At 33.0% G+C, this 4,861-nt stretch carries 5 protein-coding genes and 2 pseudogenes; 1 reads left to right on the top strand and 6 read right to left on the bottom strand.

The window, feature by feature from the left end:
* A pseudogene (locus tag L6Q46_RS12055) lies at positions 1-263 on the top strand (replication-associated recombination protein A); the annotation flags it as partial.
* Between the two features lie 2 nt (positions 264-265).
* On the opposite strand, the gene L6Q46_RS12050 reads toward L6Q46_RS12055, so the two are convergent.
* The 6 genes and pseudogenes from L6Q46_RS12050 to L6Q46_RS12025 all read right to left on the bottom strand — a co-directional run.
* Positions 266-991: a hypothetical protein gene (locus tag L6Q46_RS12050; RefSeq protein ID WP_291284508.1), complete on the bottom strand. Its 726-nt coding sequence runs from the start codon at positions 989-991 to the stop codon at positions 266-268.
* Positions 992-993: 2 nt separating this feature from the next.
* Positions 994-1,686 carry a YjjG family noncanonical pyrimidine nucleotidase gene (locus L6Q46_RS12045; protein WP_291284507.1) on the bottom strand — a complete coding sequence of 231 codons (693 nt, stop codon included), beginning with the start codon at positions 1,684-1,686 and terminating at the stop codon, positions 994-996.
* Between the two features lie 49 nt (positions 1,687-1,735).
* A complete protein-coding gene (locus L6Q46_RS12040) occupies positions 1,736-2,227 on the bottom strand; it encodes a hypothetical protein (RefSeq protein ID WP_291284506.1) in 492 nt (163 codons plus the stop codon).
* Positions 2,220-3,479, bottom strand: a complete 1,260-nt coding sequence (locus tag L6Q46_RS12035; protein WP_291284505.1) for an FtsX-like permease family protein — start codon at positions 3,477-3,479, stop codon at positions 2,220-2,222. Before L6Q46_RS12035 ends, L6Q46_RS12040 begins: the two co-directional genes overlap by 8 nt.
* Complete coding sequence (locus L6Q46_RS12030) at positions 3,476-4,105, bottom strand: ABC transporter ATP-binding protein (RefSeq protein WP_166237534.1); 630 nt, start codon at positions 4,103-4,105, stop codon at positions 3,476-3,478. The genes L6Q46_RS12035 and L6Q46_RS12030 overlap by 4 nt, the downstream gene beginning before the upstream one ends.
* A 470-nt stretch (positions 4,106-4,575) precedes the next feature.
* A pseudogene (locus tag L6Q46_RS12025) lies at positions 4,576-4,861 on the bottom strand (Fe-Mn family superoxide dismutase); the annotation flags it as partial.

Genomic DNA, 4,861 nt, shown 5'->3' with positions numbered 1-4,861 from the left:
GAAAAGCGCAACAAATGGTAAAACAAACTGGCGATTTACCCGTTCCAAGTCATTTACGAAATGCACCAACCAAATTAATGAAAGAATTGGGTTATGGTGAAGAATACAAATACTCACACGACTTCCCAAACAACTTTGCCGAGCAAGAGTTTTTACCTACTGAAATTTCGGAAACAAAATTCTTTGAACCTGGAGAAAATGCTCGCGAAAAAGAATTACGTCAGTTTTTGAAAAATAGATGGAAAGATAAGTATGGATATTAGTCTTAAAACTTAACTTCAACCTTCTCTGAAAACAACTTATCACCTTCGTAATATTCAAAAAACCAACCACTAGTTTTTTTCATTAAAACACCTGATTTAGAATCTTTCAGAGCTATAAAAATATTATCCGCAGAAGTTTTCTTTAAAACAAAAATCGTTTCTGGTTTATCGTTTACAAGTTTATAACCGTTAGCCGTTGTAATTGCAAATAAATTGTTTGTGGCTTCAGCACTAGTACTAATTTCGTTTTTATAAACTTCTACTACTTCTTTTGGAGTTTCCACAACTTCAACATTTTGAATTTCGTCTGTTTTTTTAAAATTTATTTTCCCTTTAAGTGATGATAAGGCTTCTCTGAAAGTTCGCGTATAAGCTATTTTATATTCTTTTTCTCTACTTGTTGCTAATTGACTCTTTAACAAAGTATTAGTTGTACAATCTTTAAGCTCAAAATATATTTTAGTCATAAACATTGTATTGCTTTCAAAGGCATTTGCAAACAAAGCCAAACATCTATTTTTCATTAAATCATCTGGGAGTTTTTCATTGTCATAATACACTTCATAACCTTCACTTTGAAAAAAAGATTTAGTCAACTCGCTCAGACCGTATTTATTAGCTTCGTTAAAAAAAGAAAACTGAGACGGAATAATGATGTATTTATAACTTTCTTGAGCAACAGAAACAAAACTTAAGAACAATCCGATAATTAAAACTACTTTCTTCATAACTATAATATTTTTTTTAATTCTAATAAATGACTTACTTGTAAAACTGTATTTTCAACTTCGATATTTTGTTCATTGAAAAACACCGCTTCCATTCCAGCTTCTTGTGCTCCAATGATGTCGGCTTCGTAACTATCACCAATCATTAAGCTTTCTTCTTTTGAAGCGTTTGCCAAAGATAAGGCAAAATTAAATATGTTTTTATGTGGTTTTTTAACTCCAGCCATTTCCGAATTAGTAATCGTTTCAAAATAATGATCAATCTTGGAATTTTTCATTTTTTTGGTTTGAACCGATGCAAAACCGTTGGTAATAATATGTAATTGATATTTTGGTTTTAGATAATCCAATAATTCAATTGCTCCATCAAAAAGATGATTGTATTCGGGCAAATATTTGATGTATTCTTCGGATAAGTGATGAATCATTTCGTCCGAAACTTCAAATTTTAAAGCATCAAAAACATCTTTTAAACGAAAATAACGTAAATCGTCGTGAGAGATTTTATTCACTTGGTACAATTTCCAATAATGCTGATTTCTTGGAATGTAAATATTTAGAAAATCCGATAATTCAATATCAAAACCTTGCTGTTTGAAAATGGTATCAAAAGCAAAACCTGAATTTTTATCAAAATCCCAAAGCGTGTGATCTAAATCAAAAAAAAGATGTTTTTTATGTTGGAATGACTGCAATGTTATATGATTAAATGATTAAAAAAGCCCAAACGAATGGGCTTCTAAATTATTTGCTTTGAGAGATAATTATGGCGTCTTCGATATGATAAATCCAATCTTCAACGTCAGTTTCGTTATACCTAAAAGTTCCTTTTAAGGTTACATAAGTATCTGTTTTTAACTTTGGAAAAGCACCACCTTTAAATTTGATTCCAGCAATAGTTTCTGGTCCTGATTTTCCACAGAAGAAACAAGCTGCAAATACGTTTTTACTCAACGCATAGTTTTTGTTGTCAATTGGCACAATGAATCCGCTCATGAAAACGGTTTTCTTTTGCATCATTTTCAATTTCATGTTTACTTGTGGAAATTCTACTTCGCCATAAGTCGCGTGTTTTTTACGAACGTATTTAATATCACCCAACATTTTCCATGTAAGTGTATCTGCTGCTACTGATGATTTGTTAGTAGTTTTTACTGATGAAGTTGTACTATCTGAAAAGCTCATCATTGAAATGAAAACGACTAAAGCCAAACTTAATTTAATATAATTACGCATTTGCTAATGTTTTTGAAATATTTAAATTGTATGCTTTTATAGCTGGAATTAACGCTGCAATAAAGCCGACAAATATAGTTAGTAAAAATAAAGTTCCTTCTTTCTCCCAAATAAATTCGTATGGATTGAAACTCATTTTGAAATCTTCTTCAGCTGAGTTAGACAACATACTTAATCCTACCCTTCCCAAAATCGTACCAAAAACAAATCCAACCACACATAAAAGTAAACTTTCAATCATCACGACTTTTAAAAGCTGTAATCTTTTGGCTCCGTTGACACGCATTAAGGCAAATTCGTTTTCGCGTTCTTTCAATGTATTGTAAAGTGCGATGAAAATCGAAATTCCTGAAATCAACATAATCCCATATGCCAAATATTGCAATGCTGAAATTCCAATTCCGAATAAAGAAAACAAACGATTTACTTCGATAGCTGGTGAAGCGACTTGCATTTTAGTATTTTGTGCGATGATTCTTGGCCAAGTTACAATTCCCATTTTGTTGCGGAATTTTAGTAAAACGGCTGTGATTTCCATTCCAGGTTCGTCTAAAGTCATATCAGCTTCCTCGTGATGCTCTTCTCCTTCTACATGAACGTGACCTTCTTCACCATGAGCAGAATTTTCTTCTTCACCATGTCCGCCGTGCATTTGCCAAACACTTGGAATCGTACATAAAATTAAATTATCAACGACTTTTCCTGTTGGTTTTGCAATTCCGACAACTTTGTATCCGTAATGGTCATGAACTTCTCCTTCAGCTGCATCACCATGCGAACCGAAGAACTCATCACCAATTTTTAAACTTAATTTTTGAGCGATATCACTTCCGATTACGACTTCGAAGTTTTTTTCGAAAAGTTCTCCTTCGGAAATTGTTGCTCCATATTTTTCTAAATAATCGGGTGTTGTTCCTAAGATTTTATAACCACGGTAATTATCTCCAAATGCTAAAGGAATCGCTTTTTGAACAAACGGATGTTGCATCCAAACTTTTGCCGAATCGTAACTAATATTTCCTGTTGGAGAATCCACTTGGTACACCGAAGATAAAATCAATTGTAATGGACTTCCTTGCGCGCCCATTACCAAATCAACTCCGTCAATATTACTAGAAAATTTTTCTTCAAATTGCTTTTCGACCAAAACTAAAGTCGTAATAATCGCAACACTTGAGGTTAGCAAAACAACACTCAAGATGGTATTTAATGGTTTGAACCATATATTTTTCCATGCTAATTTTGCTATCATATCAAGGTAATTTTATTGATAAATCTTTCTTTAATTCGGTTGTCGTGCGTAACGATTAGCAAAGCCGCTTTGTATTCTTTCGACAACGAAGTCAACAATTCGATTACTTTTTCCGCATTTTTATCATCTAAACTCGAAGTCGGTTCATCAGCTAACAACACTTTTGGTTCATTCATCAAAGCTCGTGCAATCGAAACACGTTGCTGTTGACCAATACTTAATTGCGATGGTAATTTAGATGCTTGGTTTTCGATTCCCAATTGTTCTAATAATTTCCTAGCTCTTTTCGTATGCTTTTTACCCGTTGCTAACCAACTTGCCATTTCCAGATTCTCTAAAACGGTCAACGCACCAATGAAATGCGATTTTTGAAAAACCACTCCAATATGCTTTCCACGAAATTTATCGGTTGCCTTTTCAGAAAGAGAAACGATATCGGTTTTATCGATTTCGATTTCGCCTGTTTTTGGTTTTAACAAACCTGCTAAAATATGTAAATAGGTAGTTTTTCCTTTACCAGAGTCACCTGTAATCAACAAAGTACTTCCCGCTTCACAATACAAATCGGGCATGTGAAAGATTTGGTCTTTGGTGTAGGAAAAAGTGATGTTTTTGGTGCTAATCATAGTTCAACGAACATTAATTTTAGTGTTGCAAGATAAGAAATTGAATAGAAAAATTTCTTAAATAATTTCTAATAAAAAACCTTGTGATTTACTTTCATCACAAGGCATTTATATTTTAATCTCAAATATTATTCTTCGTCATGGGTACACAATCCTACTATCGTATGAAAAGTATCATGTAAACCATTTAAAGCTTTAGTAATTTTCTCGTCAGAAGCTTTTGATTTTACTAATTTATCTAATGCTTTACTATCTTTAGCTAATTTATTAACCGAAGCTACAATTTGTTTTTTATTGAATTCCGCTGGAATTTTTGCCATTTTTAAAGCATTAGCTTTTTCAGCCATTTCAGCACTTCTCTCTTTGATAGGTTGTAAATTTCCTTCTTCACTTGAATGAAAAGTTTGTGACATCACTTTGTGAAACGTTTTGATTTCTGGCCAAGCAGCAAAGGTATCTGGTTTTGGCATCGCTGCTTTGTATCGTTTACTTACTTCTGTCCAGTTTACAACACTCCATAAAGCAGATAAATAATCGGCTCTTTTGTTTTGGTATTTTAAGTAATAGGCATGTTCCCAAACATCGATTCCGAAGATTGGCGTTCCTTTTACTTCTGCAATATCCATCAATGGATTATCTTGATTTGGAGTTGAACTCACTACTAATTTCCCTTCTTTAGTCACAACCAACCAAGCCCAACCAGAACCAAAACGACTTGCTCCTGCTGCATTTAATTTTTCTTTCAATCCGTCTAAA

This window comes from Flavobacterium sp. (genome assembly GCF_023151265.1).
Classification (GTDB): Bacteria; Bacteroidota; Bacteroidia; order Flavobacteriales; family Flavobacteriaceae; genus Flavobacterium.
This window is presented reverse-complemented; position numbering and strand designations above follow the sequence as displayed.